Below are 15,783 nucleotides of genomic sequence, written 5' to 3'. Positions count from 1 at the left end.
TTCGCGAGCAAGCCCGCTCCCACATTAAAGCGTGTTTAATCTTTGATGAACGCGTCGGTCACGAAAGCAGAGTAGTCCGGCAATACAGTCTCCACCTTCCCCTGTTCCTTCAGGAATTTAGCCGTTTCCCCAATCGCCTTCGCCGTGCCGCCTTTGAGCAGCGCGTCGGTTTGCTGCGCCTGGGCATCCGGGAATGTAGTGCCGGCCAATAACTCGGGAATGTCGGCAGCGTTGGAGCCTGTCAGTTTGGCGATTTTCTGCACCGGCGCGGAGTCCACCGTCCAGCCGTCTTTGTGGGCGGCATAGTCGGCGAATGAATCCAGGGTGACCTTGGCAAACTTGGCCACGACGTCAGGATGTTTTTCCGCGAAATCCTTGCGCGCCACCCACACTTCAAATGTCGGCGCGCCCCACTGGCCCACCTGCGCCGCGTCTGTCAGGGTCTTGCCGGTCTTGCGGATTTCCCCCAGTGCCGGTGACCAGACGAATGCGCCGTCGATATCGCCGCGTTTCCACGCAGCAGCAATTTCCGCGGGTTGCAGGTTCACCACTTTGACTTTTTGGCTATCCAGTCCCCAGTGCTTCAGTGCGCCGAGCAGGCTGTAATGGGAGGTGGAAACAAAGGGCGTGGCGATGGTTTTGCCGATCAGATCTTCCGGTTTGTCGATGCCGCTGCCGTTGCGCACCACCAGGGCTTCAGAAGTATTGATTTGCGCCGATACGATAAACGCCACGATCGGTAGATTGCGCGAAGCAGCGGCGGCAAGGGGGCTGGAACCGAGGTTGCCGATTTGCACATCGCCTGAAGCAATTGCGGTGACGACTTCTGGCCCACTGTTGAATCGGCGCCAGGCAATCTTCTCGCCAATGGCCTTTTCATACAGGCCATCGGCCTGTGGAACCTTGCTGGGATCGATGCCGGTCTGGTAGCCGATGGTCAAATCGGCGGCTTTGACACCAAAAGAAAGAATTAGTGACACAAAAACTGTAACAAATTGACGGGAGGATGTGCCTTTGGCCATGATGGCGTCGCCTTTTTGATCGTGGGTGACGTATGTAAACGTACGGGCACACTAATCGATCTAAAAAAGCGCTAATAAATACCCTTTAGGAATTAGCTTATGGAGCGGATCGTCTACTCTGACTGCTCCGCGTCGCGCGAAGGCTTATTCCTGAATCGTATGAAAAAGAATGAAACAATTCTTTTTGGGTGTATGAAAAACTCATTACCCTGCAGGGACCAAATCAACTGCGATTAGACGAAGGTAGTAGACACACAAGGTTACGATTGACTTGTCAGTCACTATGCGGTGCTAATCGCGCATCTGTGGATCGAGGGCGTCAGACCCGAGACCAAAGAAATACAAAAATTAGAAATGAGAGGAGCGGTACATGAAGAAGTCCACCTTGGCTTTGGCTGTAGCTTTGGGCGCAATCGCCCAGCAAGCAGGCGCTGCCGGTTTCATCGAAGACAGTAAGGCAACCCTGGGGCTGCGTAACTTTTACATCAACACCGATAACCGTGACGACGCTACCAAAGCGGCCGGCGCGCAGAACAAGCAAGAAGAATGGGGCCAGGCTTTCGACCTGCGTTTCATCTCTGGCTACACCCAAGGCACCGTGGGCTTCGGTCTTGACGCTATCGGCCTGCTGGGCGTGCGTCTGGATTCGGGCGGCGGCACCAACGGCGCCACTGGCCGCACCGCTACCAATGCGGGTTCTTACGGCGGTACCGTCTTCCCGAGCAAGTCCAACGGTGAAGCCGTTGACAACTACTCCAGCCTGGGCCTGACCGCCAAAGCCAAGATCTCCCAGACCGAACTGAAGCTGGGTACTCTGCAGCCTAAGCTGCCAGTTATCGTAACCAACGACGGTCGTCTGCTGCCGCAGACTTTCCAAGGTGGCCAGATCACTTCGGGCGACATCAAGGACCTGACGCTGGTTGCCGGTCAGATCGAAAAAGCCAAGGGTCGTAACTCCAGTAACGTCGAGAACCTGTCCATCGCAGGTGCCAACGGCCGTACCGCCGCTGGCCGCGACAGCAACAAGTTCTACTACGCTGGTGGTGACTACAAGATCACCAAAGACCTGACTGCCCAGTACTACTACGGCAATCTGGATCAGTTCTACAAACAACACTTCCTGGGCCTGCTGCACAACTGGGCAATCGGTCCTGGCGTGTTGAAAACCGACCTGCGCTACTTCAACAGCCGCGCTGACGGTAACAACAAAAACGACGCCAACTACTTCACCACGGGTGACTACGGCACTAACGCCGCGGGTAACAACATCACCAAGGGTAAAGTCGACAACAACCTGTACAGCGGCTTGTTCCTGTACTCCCTGGGCGGTCACACCTTCGGTGGTGGTTACCAGGTCAGCAACGGCGACAGCGATTTCCCTTGGCTGAACCAGGGCGACGGTTCGTCGGCTTACCTGACTACCGACATGCAGATCGCCAAGTTCGCCCGTGCTGGCGAACGTACCTGGCAAGCTCGCTACGCGTATGACTTCGCCAAGATTGGCGTACCTGGCCTGACCGCTGGTGTGGTTTACCTGCGTGGCGACAATATCGACACCCGTGGTAACACCGGTACACCGCAACGTGCGACTAACGCCAACGGCGCGAACGAGTGGGAACGTGATATCACTGTTGCCTACGTCGTACCAGAAGGCCCGCTGAAGAACGTCGGTGTAGCCTGGAAAAACGCCATGTGGCGCAACGACATTCCTGGCCAGCGTAACCAGGACGAGAACCGTCTGATCGTCAGCTACTCGCTGCCACTGTTCTAGTAGCGTGAAGCTGTTGTAAGTCTGTAAAACCTTGCCCGGCGCAACGCCGGGCAAGGTGCTTTACTTTCAAGTCGGGCCAAACCCCCGCAGGCCCTTCCTGAACCCCTCTTTTTACAGCGTCTCAAGGCCTTCTCGAACCTTGAAACCGATGGTGCTCCTCGCCCGCTTCCGCGTCCAATGAACACATTTTTAATATTCATTTATCGTCTAGATAAATCGATATTTATTCTTTTTAAATAATCCGCAATCCATGCACAGTGGGCTCCATAAGCACTCACCAGGAGCCACACCATGAGCCTAAGACTGGGCGATATCGCCCCCGACTTCGAACAGGATTCCAGCGCCGGCACGATTCGTTTCCACGAATGGCTGGGCGACAGCTGGGGGGTATTGTTTTCCCACCCGGCGGATTTTACCCCGGTGTGCACCACCGAGCTGGGCTTCACCGCCAAGCTCAAGGACGAATTTGCCAAGCGCGGCGTCAAGGCCATCGCCCTGTCGGTTGACCCGGTGGACTCGCACCACAAGTGGATCGAAGACATCAACGAAACCCAGAACACCGTCGTCAACTTCCCGATCCTGGCGGATGCCGACCGCAAGGTATCGGACCTGTATGACCTGATCCACCCGAACGCCAGTGACACCCTCACCGTGCGCTCCTTGTTCGTGATCGACCCGAACAAAAAGATCCGCCTGACCATCACCTACCCGGCCAGCACCGGTCGCAACTTCCACGAAATCCTGCGGGTCATTGATTCGCTGCAGCTGACCGACAGCCACAAAGTCGCCACCCCGGCCAACTGGCAGGACGGTGATGAGGTGGTTATCGTGCCGTCGCTCAAGGACGAGGAAGAGATCAAGAAGCGCTTTCCCAAGGGTTACCGCGCAGTGAAGCCATACCTGCGGCTGACCCCGCAGCCTAATCGCTAACATGCAACCAATGTGAGAGCGGGCTTGCTCGCGAAAGCGGTGTGTCATTCAACGAAGCATCAACTGACAGTCCGCATTCGCGAGCAAGCCCGCTCCCACACGTTTGATCGCATTTCACCGCTCACATAGCAGGGGTTTTCAGGCCGTTTCGACGGCCTTTTTTTTCGTCTGGCGATTCTCGAATCGCATATTCCTTTAGAGAATAAACAAATGAAAAAATAAGATTTATAGATATATAAATCTGCTGATAAGGTCTGTTCCATCTTGGCGCCATCGCCACAAGGCGAACCGCCGACACTTGCTCAAGGAATACCTGCATGCTGGTCGTAACACTTGGAGGCAGTCCCAGCCAGCGTTCCCGCTCCGGGGTCTTGCTGGAAAAAACCCGTCAATGGTTGCAAGACAAAGGCGTGGAGGTGGTGAGTTACCAGATACGCGACTTCCCGGCTGAAGACCTGCTGCACGCGCGCTTCGACAGCCCCAAGGTCATCGACCTGTTGCAGCAAGTAGCTAATGCAGATGGCTTGGTGATCGCCACGCCGGTCTACAAGGCGTCGTTCTCCGGTGCGCTGAAGACCGTGCTCGACCTGCTGCCCGAGCGCGCCCTGGCCCACAAGATCGTATTGCCGATCGCCACGGGCGGCAGCATCGCCCACATGCTCGCGGTGGATTACGCCTTGAAGCCGGTGTTGTCGGCCCTCAAGGCCCAGGAACTGCTCCACGGCATTTTTGCCGAAGACAGCCAGATCGCCTACGCCGAAGGCAGTGCCCAGGCGCAGTTGGTGCCGGTACTCGAACACCGTTTGCATGAGGCCCTGGAGACGCTTTACGGCGCCATGGCCCGTCGCCCGAAACCGCTTGACCCCCATGTGTTGAATGAACGTTTGTTGAGCGCTCGCTGGAGCATCTGAGCCTCACCACTCTATAGAAGTACTCACCTTACTCAGCCGCCAACGGCCAAGCAGGTGCAGCCAACCCCCTCATCGCATTATTTGGAGAGAGCGCCATGCGCACTGTCATTCTGCGTCGTGGTCTGGTCGCACTGTTTGCTGCGGCTGTGTCCTTCGGCGCCATTGTTCAAGCCCAGGCTGCCGAGACCCTGCGTATCGGCTACCAGAAATACGGCACCCTGGTGCTGCTCAAGGCCAAGGGCACGCTGGAAAAACGCCTTGCCGCCCAGGGCGTGCAGGTGCAGTGGACCGAGTTTCCCGGTGGCCCGCAATTGCTCGAAGGCCTGAACGTCGGCTCGATCGACTTCGGCGTCACCGGCGAGACCCCGCCGGTCTTCGCCCAGGCAGCCGGGGCCGATCTGGTCTACGTGGCCTACGAGCCACCAGCGCCGACCAGTGAAGCGATCCTGGTGCCGAAAGATTCAACGATCAAATCGGTCGCCGAGCTCAAGGGCAAGAAAATCGTGCTCAATAAAGGCTCCAACGTGCACTACCTGCTGGTACGTGCGCTGGAGGACGCCGGCCTGAAATACACCGACGTACACACCATCTTCCTGCCGCCCGCCGATGCGCGTGCCGCGTTCGAGCGAGGCAGTGTCGACGCGTGGGTGATCTGGGACCCGTACCAGGCCGCCGCCGAGAAACAACTGCAAGCGCGCACCCTGCGTGACGGCACCGGCATCGCTGACAACCATCAGTTTTACCTGGCCACCAAGCCCTACGCGGAAAAAAATCCCGAAGTGGTCAAGGCGTTGATCGAAGAGGTGCGCGCTGTGGGCGAATGGTCCAAGGCCAACCCACAGGAAGTCACCGAACAAGTCGCGCCGCTGCTCGGCCTGCCGGCTGACATCACCCTGACCTCGGTGAAACGCCAAGGCTACGGCGCACTGTTCCTGACCCCGGAAGTGGTCGCCGCCCAGCAGAAAATCGCCGACAGCTTCTACCAACTCAAATTGATCCCCAAACCCTTGACCATCAAGGACGTGATCTGGACGCCACCCGCCGCCGTGGCCAAAGCGCCGTAATCCGATTTCTTCAGGAGACAACTCCATGAGCCTCAATATTTTCTGGTTCCTGCCTACCCACGGCGACGGCCATTACCTTGGCACCGCCGAAGGCGCTCGCGCCGTCGACCACGGTTATCTGCAGCAAGTGGCCCAGGCCGCTGACCGCCTGGGCTTCGGCGGGGTGCTGATCCCCACCGGCCGCTCCTGCGAAGACTCGTGGCTGGTGGCCGCCTCGCTGATCCCGGTGACCCAGCGCTTGAAATTTTTGGTCGCACTGCGCCCTGGGATCATTTCCCCGACGGTGGCGGCGCGTCAGGCCGCGACCCTGGATCGCCTGTCCGGTGGCCGTGCACTGTTCAACCTGGTGACTGGCGGTGACCCGGACGAACTGGCCGGCGATGGTTTGTTCCTCAGCCACGAAGAGCGCTACCAGGCCTCGGTGGAATTCACCCGCATCTGGCGTCGCGTGCTGGAAGGCGAAACCGTCGATTACGACGGCGAGCACATCAGTGTCAAAGGCGCGAAATTGCTCTACCCGCCGATCCAGCAGCCGCGCCCGCCACTGTACTTCGGCGGCTCCTCTGAAGCGGCCCAGGACCTGGCGGCCGAACAAGTGGAAATGGTCCTGACCTGGGGCGAGCCGCCGGCGGCTGTCGCGGAAAAAATCGCGCAGGTGCGGGCCAAGGCCGCGAAGCTGGGGCGCACCGTGCGCTTCGGTATTCGCCTGCATGTGATCGTGCGTGAAACCAACGATGAAGCCTGGAAAGCCGCCGACAAATTGATCTCCCACCTCGACGACGAGACCATTGCCCGTGCCCAGGCCTCCCTGGCGCGCTTTGATTCCGTCGGCCAGCAACGCATGGCCGCCTTGCACGGCGGCAACCGCGACAACCTGGAAGTCAGCCCCAACCTGTGGGCCGGTGTCGGCCTGGTCCGTGGCGGCGCAGGCACCGCGCTGGTGGGCGATGGCCCGACGGTGGCGGCACGCGTGAAGGAATACGCAGACCTGGGCATCGATACCTTTATCTTCTCCGGTTATCCACACTTGGAAGAGTCGTATCGGGTCGCCGAATTGCTGTTCCCGCACCTGGATATCGAGCGTCCCGAGCTGCCGAAAAGCGCCGGTTACGTCAGCCCGTTTGGCGAAATGGTCGCCAATGACATCCTTCCCAAAGCTGCGTCGCAGAGCTGAGGCGTAGTCATGAACTTTGAAAAATTAAGCCATCGCGTGGCGCCCTGGGTGCTACCGATTTTATTGTTGGCGGTGTGGCAGCTGTCGGTGTCGGCGGGCTGGTTGTCGACGCGCATCCTGCCGGCGCCGAGTGCGGTGATTGAGGCCGGGGTCAACCTGGTGCGCAGCGGTGAAATCTGGACCCACCTGGCCATCAGCGGCTGGCGTGCCGGCCTGGGCTTCGTGATCGGCGGCAGCATCGGCCTGGCGTTGGGTTTCATTACCGGCCTGTCGAAGTGGGGCGAACGCCTGCTGGACAGCTCGGTGCAGATGATCCGCAACGTGCCGCACCTGGCGCTGATCCCGCTGGTGATCCTGTGGTTCGGCATTGACGAAACCGCGAAGATTTTCCTGGTCGCCCTCGGCACCCTGTTCCCGATCTACCTGAACACCTACCACGGCATCCGCAACGTCGACCCGGCGCTGGTGGAAATGTCGCGCAGCTACGGCTTGTCCGGGTTCAGCCTGTTCCGCCAGGTGATCCTGCCGGGCGCGCTGCCGTCGATTCTGGTGGGCGTGCGTTTTGCCCTGGGCTTTATGTGGCTGACGCTGATCGTGGCGGAAACCATCTCGGCCAGTTCCGGTATCGGCTACCTGGCGATGAACGCCCGTGAATTCCTGCAAACCGACGTGGTGGTCCTGGCCATCGTCATGTACGCCATCCTCGGCAAGCTGGCCGACCTCGCCGCCCGTGGCCTGGAGCGTGTATGGCTGCGCTGGCACCCGGCTTACCAAGTAAATAAAGGAGGTGCGGCATGACTGCTCAACAACCTCCGCGCCTGCTCAAAGGTATTCCGCTGGCGGTGCGCAAATTGCGCAAGGCCTTTGGTGCGCGGGAAGTGCTTAAAGAGATTGATCTGCACATTCCGGCCGGCCAGTTCGTGGCGGTGGTCGGTCGCAGCGGCTGTGGCAAAAGTACCTTGCTGCGTTTGCTGGCTGGCCTGGACAAAGCCAGCGGTGGTGAGCTGCTGGCCGGTTCTGCGCCGCTGAGCGAAGCGATTGAAGACACGCGGTTGATGTTCCAGGAAGCGCGCCTGCTGCCGTGGAAAAAGATCATCGACAACGTCGGCCTGGGCCTCAAAGGCAACTGGCGCGCCAAAGCCCTGGAAGCGCTGGAAGCGGTGGGCCTGGCCGAGCGCGCCAATGAGTGGCCGGCGGCGTTGTCCGGTGGCCAGAAACAACGCGTGGCGCTGGCGCGCGCGTTGATTCACCAACCGCGCCTGCTGCTGCTCGATGAGCCGTTGGGCGCACTGGATGCGCTGACCCGTATCGAAATGCAGCAACTGATCGAGAACCTCTGGCAGAAGCACGGTTTTACCGTGTTGCTGGTGACCCACGATGTCAGCGAAGCCGTGGCGATTGCCGACCGGGTGATCCTGATCGAAGACGGCGAAATCGGCCTCGACCTGCTCGTCGACCTGCCGCGCCCCCGGGCCCGTGGTTCGCATCGCCTGGCTGCGCTGGAAGCTGAAGTGCTCAACCGTGTGCTGTCGTTGCCTGGCACGCCGCCGGAACCTGAACCTGTTTCACCGCTGCCTACGCAATTGCGTTGGGCTCAATAACTCACTTGTCCCTGAAGGAAGACCAACATGACTATTAAAGCCATCAACGTGCGTAACCAGTTCAAAGGCACCATCAAGGAAATCGTCGAAGGCGATGTGCTGTCGGAAATCGACGTGCAGACCGCGTCGGGTATCGTGACCTCGGTGATCACCACGCGCTCGGTCAAAGAGCTGGAACTGGTGATTGGCAGCGAAGTGATTGCCTTCGTGAAGTCCACCGAGGTGTCGATCGCCAAGTTGTGATGGGCGTTGCTCTTGAGGCCGTCATCGGGGGCAAGCCCCCGATGAGGCCGGTCCGGCCAGCACAAAACTCAGCGCTTGGGCAGGTAGGGCGGTAGGTAAAGCCCCACATACGCATCAAACACGCGCATCCCTTCCTCCGCCATGCGCGGCGTAATCTGCCCGTGCTGATGCACCGAGCGCGCATACACGCGGTCGCTCAGCTCCAGCGCCAGGGCAAATACATCCACATCGCTGGGCAGCGTCGGCACTTCGAAGTGACGGTTGAACACTTCCAGCATCAAATCCCCCAACTCCAGATCATGCTGACGATCCGCCTGGGTCACTTCGGCCAGCCCGTGCTGTGCCAGGATCAACTGGCGCGCGGCTGCATCGTGTTCGTAGACCGTGAGCATGCGCTGCTCCACGACGTAGGACAGGTCGCGCCAGTGCTTGAGTGAATCGTGATCGATAGGCGCCTGAATCGCCGCCCGGAAGGCCGCGTGTACATCGGCGGTCAACGCCTCCAGCAAGGCCGGTACGCTGGCGAAAAAGTGATACACCGACGACGGCGGAATCTGCGCACGCTCGGCCACGCTGTAGATCGACAAACCCGCCACGCCTTCGGTCGCCAGTAACGTACGGGCGGCATCGAGGATCGCGTCGATGCGTGCCTGGCTGCGGGCGCGGGGTTTGCGCGGGGCGTGGGGGCGGGTGGTCATGGAAGTCTCCTACAAGGCAGAGCGCATTGTATGAGCACAGAAGTGTGTTGTCTGCCAGGCCGCTTTCGCAGGCAAGCCAGCTCCCACATTTAACCGAGGTCCCACTTTGGAATGCAGTCAAATGTGGGAGCTGGCTTGCCTGCGAATGGACCACTCGGTCTCCATGAATAAACCCATAAAAAAACGCCACAGACCAAAAGCCTGCGGCGTTCTTTTAAAGCTGCAACCGCTTACACGGTATGCAGGTACCAGTTGTACTCAAGGTCGGAGATGGAGTGTTCGAACTCTTCCAGCTCACTTTCCTTACAGGCGACGAAGATATCGATGTATTTAGGATCGATGTACTTGGCCATCACCTCGCTGTCGTCCAACTCGCGCAAGGCATCGCGCAGGTTGTTCGGCAGGCTTTGTTCGTTCTGCTCGTAGCTGTTGCCTTCCACCGGTGCATTTGGCTCGATCTTGTTGGTCAGGCCGTGGTGCACGCCTGCCAGGACCGAAGCCATCAGCAGGTAAGGGTTGGCGTCGGCGCCGGCCACGCGGTGTTCGATACGTACCGAGTCGGCGGTGCCGGTCGGTACGCGAATCGCCACGGTGCGGTTGTCCAGGCCCCAGCACGGCGAGTTCGGCACGTAGAACTGTGCGCCGAAACGACGGTAGGAGTTGACGTTGGGGCAAAGGAACGCCATTTGGGCGGGTAGGGTCTCGAGCACACCGCCGATCGCGTGACGCAATGCGGCGTTCTGCTCGGGATCCTCGCTGGCGAAGATGTTCTTGCCGTCCTTGTCCAGGATCGAAATGTGTACGTGCAAACCGTTGCCTGCCTGGCCTGGGTAAGGCTTGGCCATGAAGGTGGTGTCCATCTCATGGTCGTAGGCGATGTTCTTGATCAGGCGCTTGAGCAATACCGCGTAGTCGCAGGCCTTGATCGGATCGGCCACGTGGTGCAGGTTCACTTCGAACTGCGCCGGGGCACTTTCCTTGACGATGGCGTCCGCCGGGATGCCTTGCTCTTTGGCACCTTCCAGAATGTCCTGGAGGCAGTCGACGTATTCGTCGAGGTCGTCGATCAGGTAGACCTGTGTCGAGTGCGGGCGTTTGCCGGAGATCGGCGAGCGGGGCGGTTGTGGGCGGCCGTTCACGTTCTCCTGGTCGATCAGGTAGAACTCGAGTTCGAAGGCGGCGCAGATGGTCAGACCGAGGTCGTCGAATTTGCTGACAACCTGGCGGAGGACTTCGCGAGGATCGGCGAAGAAAGGTTCACCTTCCAGTTCGTGCATGGTCATCAGCAGTTGCGCGGTTGGGCGCTTTTGCCAGGGTTCATTGCACAGGGTGTCGGGGATCGGATAACAGATTCGGTCAGCATCACCGATGTCCAGACCCAGGCCGGTGCTTTCCACCGTCGAGCCGTTGATATCCAGGGCAAATAAAGAGGCAGGCAGGTTAATGCCCTTCTCGTAAACCTTGTGGAGGCTGGTGCGTTCGATGCGCTTGCCGCGCACCACACCATTCATATCCGCAATTAGAAGGTCTACGTACAGAACCTCAGGATGATCCTTAAGGAACGCGTTCGCTTCGTTAAGCTGAACGGCACGCGGGGGTACCGACATGATGCAACACCTTTGTTGTTAAAAATATCAATCATTGATCTTTTCTGGTTTCAGTCAACCCGAACGGCATGCCGAAGTCAAGCGAGGCCTTTTTCGCCCTAAAAAAGCGCCGCGAAGGCTTTTTTGGGGCTTTTTGGGGCGGTTTTTTGGGTTTGATGCGCTTGGGACTCGCAGGCTTGAGCGGGCCGTGTTGTATTTTTTACGGGGGTGTTGTGTAAAAAAATGAACAAGGCTAAGCTCGATTCAAACCCATAACAGCAATAATACCGGGGTGCTTCATGTCTCGCCTGCCGCCACTCGGCGTCTCGGCCTGCTCCACGCAGGTCCTGTCAGCAGTCTATTCCTACAGCGTGAATACCCGCGTTCCGGCCAATATTTTTGACGCCTCGGCCGAATGCTTCTTTGCTTCCTCGTTTACTTCAAATCTGCCAATGATCAGCTCCCAGCCAGGGTGCTGCTCATGATTCTGCACGACTTTGGCGTGAGGAATGCAACGCTGCAGCAAATGGCAGGTAAGCTCCAACCCTGAACGAATAGACGACGCGGATTATGCGTCAACCAACGCCTGGCCTTTAATGGATGCCAGGAAACCCAGCCCAGAGGCATTTATGAGTAACAACCTCGACCAGCTCACCGATTGGTTGAAAGACCACAAGATCACAGAAGTCGAATGCATGATTGGCGACCTGACCGGCATCACCCGGGGCAAGATCTCGCCGACCAACAAGTTCATCGCCGAAAAAGGCATGCGCCTGCCCGAGAGCGTTCTGCTGCAGACCGTGACCGGCGACTATGTCGAAGACGATATCTATTACGAATTGCTCGACCCGGCCGACATCGACATGATCTGCCGCCCCGACCAGAACGCGGTGTTCCTGGTGCCTTGGGCCATCGAGCCGACCGCCCAGGTGATCCACGACACCTACGACAAGCAAGGCAACCCGATCGAGCTGTCGCCGCGCAACGTGCTCAAGAAGGTGCTGAAACTCTATTCCGACAAGGGCTGGCAGCCGATCGTGGCGCCGGAGATGGAGTTCTACCTGACCAAGCGCTGCGAAGACCCGGACTTCCCGCTGCAACCGCCGATTGGCCGTTCCGGACGCCCGGAGACCGGTCGCCAGTCCTTCTCTATAGAAGCGGCCAACGAGTTCGACCCGCTGTTCGAAGACGTCTACGACTGGTGCGAATTGCAGGAGCTGGACCTCGACACGCTGATCCACGAAGACGGCACGGCGCAGATGGAAATCAACTTCCGTCACGGCGACGCGCTGTCCCTGGCCGACCAGATCCTGGTGTTCAAGCGCACCATGCGTGAAGCCGCGCTCAAGCACAACGTGGCCGCCACGTTCATGGCCAAGCCGATGACCGGCGAGCCCGGCAGCGCGATGCACTTGCACCAGAGCATCATCGACATCGCCACCGGCAAGAACGTCTTCTCCAATGAAGACGGGACCATGAGCCAGCTGTTCCTCAACCACATTGGCGGCCTGCAGAAATTCATCCCGGAATTGCTGCCGCTGTTTGCCCCCAACGTGAACTCGTTCCGCCGCTTCCTGCCCGACACCTCGGCGCCGGTCAACGTGGAATGGGGCGAAGAAAACCGCACCGTGGGCCTGCGTGTGCCGGATGCCGGCCCGCAGAACCGTCGCGTGGAAAACCGCCTGCCGGGCGCCGACGCCAACCCCTACCTGGCGATTGCCGCCAGTTTGCTGTGCGGCTACATCGGCATGGTCGAAGGCCATAACCCGAGCGCGCCCGTGGTCGGCCGTGGTTACGAGCGCCGCAACCTGCGCCTGCCGTTGACCATCGAAGACGCTCTGGAACGCATGGAAAACAGCAAGACCATCGAGAAATACCTGGGTCAGAAATTCATCACAGGCTACGTCGCGGTCAAGCGGGCCGAGCATGAAAACTTCAAGCGCGTGATCAGTTCGTGGGAGCGGGAATTCCTGCTCTTCGCCGTCTGATGCGCCGGGCGCGTCGTAGGAAAGGCGCGCCTTCACCTGAAAAGTCTAGGAGATTGGTATGTCCAGCAACAACCCGCAAACCCGTGAATGGCAAGCCTTGAGCAGCGATCATCACTTGGCACCGTTCAGCGACTTCAAGCAATTGAAAGAGAAAGGCCCACGGATCATCACCAAAGCCCACGGCGTTTACCTGTGGGACAGCGAAGGCAACAAGATCCTCGACGGCATGGCCGGCCTGTGGTGCGTGGCGATCGGTTACGGTCGCGATGAACTGGCCGACGCCGCCGCCAAGCAGATGAAAGAACTGCCGTACTACAACCTGTTCTTCCAGACCGCTCACCCGCCCGTGCTGGAGTTGGCCAAGGCGATCTCCGACATCGCACCGGCCGGCATGAACCACGTGTTCTTTACCGGTTCCGGCTCCGAAGGCAACGACACCATGTTGCGCATGGTCCGCCATTATTGGGCGATCAAGGGCCAGCCAGACAAGAAAACCATCATCAGCCGCAAGAACGGCTACCACGGCTCCACGGTGGCTGGCGCGAGCCTGGGCGGTATGACCTATATGCACGAGCAGGGCGACTTGCCGATCCCGGGTATCACCCACATCGCCCAGCCGTACTGGTTTGGCGAAGGCGGCGACATGAGCCCGGAAGAATTCGGCGTGTGGGCGGCCAACCAGTTGGAAGAGAAGATTCTGGAGCTGGGCGTGGACAACGTCGGTGCCTTTATTGCCGAGCCGATCCAGGGTGCCGGTGGTGTGATCGTGCCGCCCGACAGCTACTGGCCGCGCATCAAGGAAATCCTCGCCAAGTACGACATCCTGTTTATCGCCGATGAAGTGATCTGCGGGTTTGGCCGCACCGGTGAGTGGTTCGGCAGCGATTTCTACGACCTCAAGCCGCACATGATGACCATCGCCAAGGGCCTGACCTCGGGCTACATCCCGATGGGTGGCCTGATCGTGCGCGACGACGTGGTTGCCGTGCTGAATGAAGGCGGTGATTTCAACCACGGCTTCACCTACTCCGGCCACCCGGTGGCCGCCGCGGTCGCCCTGGAAAACATCCGCATCATGCGCGATGAAAAAATCGTTAACCGCGTGCACGACGAAACGGCACCGTATTTGCAGAAACGTCTGAGGGAGCTGGCTGATCACCCTCTGGTCGGTGAAGTGCGTGGTGTGGGTATGCTCGGTGCCATTGAGCTGGTTCAGGACAAGGCGACGCGCAAGCGTTACGAAGGGCGTGGCGTAGGCATGATTTGCCGAACCTTCTGCTTCGAGAATGGCCTGATCATGCGCGCCGTGGGCGACACCATGATCATTTCGCCGCCGCTGGTGATCAGCAAGGCCGAAATCGACGAGCTGGTCACCAAGGCTCGGCAGTGCCTGGACCTGACTTTGGCGGCATTGCAGGGCTAAGTGCTAGGCTCAGTGCGCAGCGGCTTCGGGCGCTGCGTGCTGTGCAGTTATAAGTGAGGCTTTGGTTGAAAGCCGGCCTCAGAACTTGCCAGACTGTCGCCCTGTTTTGTTGCCCTTTGGCTGGGCTGCGAAACATACAAAGCTTGTGGCCCAAAAAAGAAAAAATTGGAGCATCACCAAATGAAGGCATTAGGTTTGAAGAACGCTGGCAAGACCCTCCTCGCCTTGTCCCTGATGGGCGCAATGGCGGGCGCGGCCCAGGCAGACGATAAAGTGCTGCACGTGTACAACTGGTCCGACTACATTGCACCGGACACCATCGCCAACTTTGAAAAAGAGTCGGGCATTAAAGTGGTGTACGACGTTTTCGACAGCAACGAGACCCTCGAAGCCAAGCTGCTGGCAGGCAAGTCCGGTTATGACATCGTCGTACCGTCGAACAACTTCCTCGCCAAGCAGATCAAGGCCGGCGTTTACCAGGAGCTGGACAAGTCCAAGCTGTCCAACTACGACAACCTGAACAAATCCCTGCTTAAGGCCGTGTCGGTCAGCGACCCGGACAACAAGCACGCGTTCCCGTACATGTGGGGTTCGATCGGCATCGGCTACAACCCGGAGAAGGTCAAGGCTGCGCTGGGCGTGGACAAGATCGATTCGTGGGACGTGCTGCTCAAGCCTGAAAACATCGCCAAGCTGAAAAGCTGCGGCGTAAGCTTCCTCGACTCGCCAACCGAAATGCTGCCGGTGGCGCTGCACTACCTGGGCCTGCCGACCGACACCCAGAAGAAAGAAGACCTCAAGCAAGCCGAAGCGCTGTTCCTCAAGCTGCGTCCTTCGATCGGCTACTTCCACTCGTCCAAGTACATCTCGGACCTGGCCAACGGCAACATCTGCGTCGCCGTGGGTTACTCGGGTGACATTGAACAGGCCAAATCCCGCGCTGCTGAAGCCGGTGGCAAGGTCAAGGTCGCCTACGACATTCCGAAAGAAGGTGCTGGCAGCTTCTTCGACATGGTCGCCATCCCTAAAGATGCCGAAAACGTCGACGCGGCCTACAAGTTCATGAACTACCTGCTCAAGCCGGAAGTCATGGCTTCCATCACTAACAGCGTGCATTTCCCGAACGGTAACGAAAAAGCCACGGCACTGGTCGACAAGGAAATCACCAGCGACCCAGGCATCTACCCACCAGCAGACGTGCAATCCAAGCTCTACGCCATTGCCGACCTGCCGGCGGCTACCCAGCGTGAAATGACACGCAGCTGGACCAAGATCAAGTCCGGCAAGTAAGCCTTAAAACCTGTGGGAGGGGGCTTGCCCCCGATGGCGTTGTATCAGAAACACATGTGCAAGCTGACACACCGCCATCGGG

General features: G+C 59.0%; 14 protein-coding genes. 11 read left to right on the top strand and 3 right to left on the bottom strand.

Annotated elements, in window-relative coordinates; all coding sequences use genetic code 11:
* Window positions 1-35: 35 nt before the first annotated feature.
* Window positions 36-1,022, bottom strand: a complete 987-nt coding sequence (gene tauA / locus WBR57_RS09545) for a taurine ABC transporter substrate-binding protein (protein ID WP_424083608.1) — start codon at window positions 1,020-1,022, stop codon at window positions 36-38.
* A gap of 370 nt (window positions 1,023-1,392) precedes the next feature.
* Between tauA and WBR57_RS09540 the strand changes: the two genes are divergently transcribed.
* The 8 genes from WBR57_RS09540 (at window position 1,393) to WBR57_RS09505 (ending at window position 8,716) form a co-directional block, all read left to right on the top strand.
* Window positions 1,393-2,793 (top strand): OprD family porin, encoded by a 1,401-nt coding sequence (locus tag WBR57_RS09540; protein ID WP_424083607.1) that lies wholly within the window; start codon window positions 1,393-1,395, stop codon window positions 2,791-2,793.
* A gap of 291 nt (window positions 2,794-3,084) precedes the next feature.
* Window positions 3,085-3,723 (top strand): peroxiredoxin, encoded by a 639-nt coding sequence (locus WBR57_RS09535; RefSeq protein WP_093120525.1) that lies wholly within the window; start codon window positions 3,085-3,087, stop codon window positions 3,721-3,723.
* Window positions 3,724-4,040: 317 nt separating this feature from the next.
* Complete coding sequence (ssuE, locus tag WBR57_RS09530) at window positions 4,041-4,634, top strand: NADPH-dependent FMN reductase (protein WP_424083606.1); 594 nt, start codon at window positions 4,041-4,043, stop codon at window positions 4,632-4,634.
* 95 nt (window positions 4,635-4,729) lie between these two features.
* The gene (locus WBR57_RS09525; protein WP_424083605.1) at window positions 4,730-5,698 is read left to right on the top strand and encodes a sulfonate ABC transporter substrate-binding protein; all 969 of its coding nucleotides are present in this window, start codon (window positions 4,730-4,732) and stop codon (window positions 5,696-5,698) included.
* 25 nt (window positions 5,699-5,723) lie between these two features.
* Complete coding sequence (gene ssuD / locus WBR57_RS09520) at window positions 5,724-6,872, top strand: FMNH2-dependent alkanesulfonate monooxygenase (protein ID WP_424083604.1); 1,149 nt, start codon at window positions 5,724-5,726, stop codon at window positions 6,870-6,872.
* A 9-nt stretch (window positions 6,873-6,881) separates the two neighbouring features.
* Window positions 6,882-7,670 (top strand): aliphatic sulfonate ABC transporter permease SsuC, encoded by a 789-nt coding sequence (ssuC, locus tag WBR57_RS09515; RefSeq protein ID WP_048729247.1) that lies wholly within the window; start codon window positions 6,882-6,884, stop codon window positions 7,668-7,670.
* Complete coding sequence (ssuB, locus tag WBR57_RS09510) at window positions 7,667-8,473, top strand: aliphatic sulfonates ABC transporter ATP-binding protein (RefSeq protein ID WP_424083603.1); 807 nt, start codon at window positions 7,667-7,669, stop codon at window positions 8,471-8,473. Before ssuC ends, ssuB begins: the two co-directional genes overlap by 4 nt.
* A gap of 27 nt (window positions 8,474-8,500) precedes the next feature.
* On the top strand, window positions 8,501-8,716 hold the full coding sequence (locus tag WBR57_RS09505) for a TOBE domain-containing protein (protein WP_003213899.1): 216 nt from the start codon (window positions 8,501-8,503) through the stop codon (window positions 8,714-8,716).
* Window positions 8,717-8,784: 68 nt separating this feature from the next.
* Here WBR57_RS09505 and WBR57_RS09500 read toward each other — a convergent pair whose 3' ends face one another.
* Together WBR57_RS09500 and WBR57_RS09495 are read right to left on the bottom strand one after the other, a co-directional pair.
* On the bottom strand, window positions 8,785-9,414 hold the full coding sequence (locus WBR57_RS09500) for a TetR/AcrR family transcriptional regulator (RefSeq protein ID WP_424083602.1): 630 nt from the start codon (window positions 9,412-9,414) through the stop codon (window positions 8,785-8,787).
* Window positions 9,415-9,644: 230 nt separating this feature from the next.
* Window positions 9,645-11,021 (bottom strand): glutamine synthetase family protein, encoded by a 1,377-nt coding sequence (locus WBR57_RS09495; RefSeq protein ID WP_122541985.1) that lies wholly within the window; start codon window positions 11,019-11,021, stop codon window positions 9,645-9,647.
* A 608-nt stretch (window positions 11,022-11,629) separates the two neighbouring features.
* Here WBR57_RS09495 and WBR57_RS09490 point away from each other — a divergent pair.
* From WBR57_RS09490 to WBR57_RS09480, 3 genes are all read left to right on the top strand, one after another.
* Window positions 11,630-12,988: a glutamine synthetase family protein gene (locus tag WBR57_RS09490; RefSeq protein ID WP_083356224.1), complete on the top strand. Its 1,359-nt coding sequence runs from the start codon at window positions 11,630-11,632 to the stop codon at window positions 12,986-12,988.
* Window positions 12,989-13,046: 58 nt separating this feature from the next.
* On the top strand, window positions 13,047-14,411 hold the full coding sequence (locus WBR57_RS09485; RefSeq protein ID WP_424083601.1) for an aspartate aminotransferase family protein: 1,365 nt from the start codon (window positions 13,047-13,049) through the stop codon (window positions 14,409-14,411).
* A gap of 195 nt (window positions 14,412-14,606) precedes the next feature.
* Window positions 14,607-15,701 (top strand): polyamine ABC transporter substrate-binding protein, encoded by a 1,095-nt coding sequence (locus WBR57_RS09480; protein ID WP_424083609.1) that lies wholly within the window; start codon window positions 14,607-14,609, stop codon window positions 15,699-15,701.
* The last annotated feature ends 82 nt before the right edge of the window (window positions 15,702-15,783 follow it).

Source organism: Pseudomonas sp., from assembly GCF_049590575.1.
Taxonomy (GTDB): Bacteria; Pseudomonadota; Gammaproteobacteria; order Pseudomonadales; family Pseudomonadaceae; genus Aquipseudomonas.
The sequence above is the reverse complement of the archived record's forward strand: the minus strand, read 5'-3'. Positions and strand labels throughout refer to the sequence as shown.

Bases quoted from the DNA above. Each gene is read 5' to 3' on its own strand.
- WBR57_RS09485 (WP_424083601.1), top strand. From the start codon at position 13,047: ATGTCCAGCAACAACCCGCAAACCCGTGAATGGCAAGCCTTGAGCAGC.
- WBR57_RS09490 (WP_083356224.1), top strand. From the start codon at position 11,630: ATGAGTAACAACCTCGACCAGCTCACCGATTGGTTGAAAGACCACAAG.
- WBR57_RS09535 (WP_093120525.1), top strand. From the start codon at position 3,085: ATGAGCCTAAGACTGGGCGATATCGCCCCCGACTTCGAACAGGATTCC.
- WBR57_RS09495 (WP_122541985.1), bottom strand. From the start codon at position 11,021: ATGTCGGTACCCCCGCGTGCCGTTCAGCTTAACGAAGCGAACGCGTTC.
- WBR57_RS09505 (WP_003213899.1), top strand. From the start codon at position 8,501: ATGACTATTAAAGCCATCAACGTGCGTAACCAGTTCAAAGGCACCATC.
- ssuB (WP_424083603.1), top strand. From the start codon at position 7,667: ATGACTGCTCAACAACCTCCGCGCCTGCTCAAAGGTATTCCGCTGGCG.
- WBR57_RS09525 (WP_424083605.1), top strand. From the start codon at position 4,730: ATGCGCACTGTCATTCTGCGTCGTGGTCTGGTCGCACTGTTTGCTGCG.
- ssuC (WP_048729247.1), top strand. From the start codon at position 6,882: ATGAACTTTGAAAAATTAAGCCATCGCGTGGCGCCCTGGGTGCTACCG.
- tauA (WP_424083608.1), bottom strand. From the start codon at position 1,022: ATGGCCAAAGGCACATCCTCCCGTCAATTTGTTACAGTTTTTGTGTCA.
- WBR57_RS09540 (WP_424083607.1), top strand. From the start codon at position 1,393: ATGAAGAAGTCCACCTTGGCTTTGGCTGTAGCTTTGGGCGCAATCGCC.
- ssuE (WP_424083606.1), top strand. From the start codon at position 4,041: ATGCTGGTCGTAACACTTGGAGGCAGTCCCAGCCAGCGTTCCCGCTCC.
- ssuD (WP_424083604.1), top strand. From the start codon at position 5,724: ATGAGCCTCAATATTTTCTGGTTCCTGCCTACCCACGGCGACGGCCAT.
- WBR57_RS09500 (WP_424083602.1), bottom strand. From the start codon at position 9,414: ATGACCACCCGCCCCCACGCCCCGCGCAAACCCCGCGCCCGCAGCCAG.